At 38.8% G+C, this 1737-nt stretch carries 2 protein-coding genes; both read right to left on the bottom strand.

Annotation, left to right across the window (positions count from 1 at the left end):
* Window positions 1-370 precede the first annotated feature (370 nt).
* Entirely contained in the window at window positions 371-850 is a 480-nt protein-coding gene (locus KWJ01_RS13125) for a hypothetical protein (protein ID WP_224996914.1), read from the bottom strand.
* A 142-nt stretch (window positions 851-992) separates the two neighbouring features.
* Entirely contained in the window at window positions 993-1598 is a 606-nt protein-coding gene (locus KWJ01_RS13120) for a hypothetical protein (RefSeq protein ID WP_224996913.1), read from the bottom strand.
* Window positions 1599-1737 lie beyond the last annotated feature (139 nt).

Raw genomic sequence — 1737 nt, 5'->3', positions numbered from 1 at the left:
AAGTAATTATTCTGATCGGGGTCACTCTAGGTGCCGCCACTGAAATTACCACAAAGCCTTTGGTACTTCTACTACTAAAGGCTTTTCTCATCCCAACCGGAATGAAGCTCGAGCTTTTAAGCATCAATTAAAAAATCGGTCTTATAGAGAGCCTAAAGATGCTTACGTAAACGTTAGCTCAAGAAATTATTTTCTGCAGAAAAACGGGGAATGAAGAGTAACGTCCGTTGAATAAAGCAGGCGACCATTCACTGGCCTGAGCTCTGCCTACGCAAAGGTAGACAATAGCATTGTCAATGGCTGAATGAGCTGGGGGAGCTTGCTTTATTCTGTTGTTGGCCGCTGGGTTTTTTATTTTTTAAATGTGCGGTTAATTCATAACCTTGTCAAAGTCCGTAATCAATGCTCTGAATAATTTCTCTCCGTCTTTACCTAAGTTTTTGTTTGAAAGTCCTAAATCCTTTCTCATTTCAAACATTATTCTGGAAAGCTTTCTGAAATGAATTTTATGGTCCAGTACTCCAGTTTGCCCGTCAGCAGAATATAAGTATTGAAAGTAGTCCGAAAATGAATTAATCACTTCTGGAGAGGCATATAAAACATACTTCTTATAGAAGACGAATAATTTTTGTATTAGCTGTATGTCTTTATTCTGTTTACCTGTCTTAGTACCGCTAAATACGTCAATTATCAAATCAACAAATTGCTGGTACAACTCACGCCTCTCTTTATTTACCTCATTAAGTAGGTCTTTCTTTTTTTCAATATTCTCTTTTATCAAATAGCCGGCACCAGCCCCTAGTAGAGGAAGCACAATTGTCAGCAGAGGTATTAATAGGTTCGATTCCATTTATTTGCCTTGCGGCCAACGTCCATTGAATAAAGCAGGCGATCTTCACCAGCCTTAGCTGCGCCCACGCAAAGGTAGACAATAGCATTATCAATGGCTTAATGAGCTGGGGAGCTTGCTTTATTCTGTTGTTGGCACACGTTTATTTTATTTTTATTATTTGTCCATTATCCTGGATAGCCCATTTCTCCTTCATCACAGTTTCTTTCTCACTCTCATCTGGGCCTATGATTTCATGAATGCTTAATTCAACTTCTTTGTCATTTAGGGTCCTATGCTCTGTATAAGAATAATATTCAGAGCTTAAGTCTCTATCGCCTTGGCTGCTGATTAACAGCTTAGAAATAAAATCTCTTCTGTTCTTAAAGGTCAATAAGTGGATTTCAACACTAACTCCTGTATAGTGACTTAACTCCAGAGCAGCGATTGAATCATTAATGGTCCAAATACGATTTATCTCAATCATTGAAGCAGGGTCTAATGGCTGAAAGAAGTCACCAATTTGGTCTAGCTTCTTTATCCATGTGTAATTTAGTCCTTGTCCAGAATTGGCTGCATATTTTAGGTAGTCGATTGAAATCGTATCTGAGGGAATTTTTCGATCTGGTAGCTCAACATTTTCTACAGCTAAAGTATCAATCTCTACTGAAGAAGAAGTTGCGGAACTATCATTTATAGATATCTCGCTAGGTCTGCTACTGCAAGCCATTAAAAGCAGTGAAAGAAGTAAGAGATTGAACTGTTTCATTTTAATGGGTGCCAACGTCCGTTGAATAAAGCAGGGGCTGCTCACCGCTGCATCTACATGGACGATAAGGTAGATGTTTTGTAGTTCAATGGCAAAGAGCTGTTACAGCCCTTGCTTTATTCTGTTGTTGGTGCAAGAC

Source organism: Cesiribacter sp. SM1 (assembly GCF_020178975.1).
GTDB lineage: Bacteria > Bacteroidota > Bacteroidia > Cytophagales > Cyclobacteriaceae > Cesiribacter.
Note: the sequence above shows the minus strand (reverse complement) of the source record. Positions and strands in the feature narration are given on the sequence as shown.

Excerpts from the sequence above, each read along its gene's own strand:
- KWJ01_RS13125 (WP_224996914.1), bottom strand. The coding sequence starts at position 850 with ATGGAATCGAACCTATTAATACCTCTGCTGACAATTGTGCTTCCTCTA.
- KWJ01_RS13120 (WP_224996913.1), bottom strand. The coding sequence starts at position 1,598 with ATGAAACAGTTCAATCTCTTACTTCTTTCACTGCTTTTAATGGCTTGC.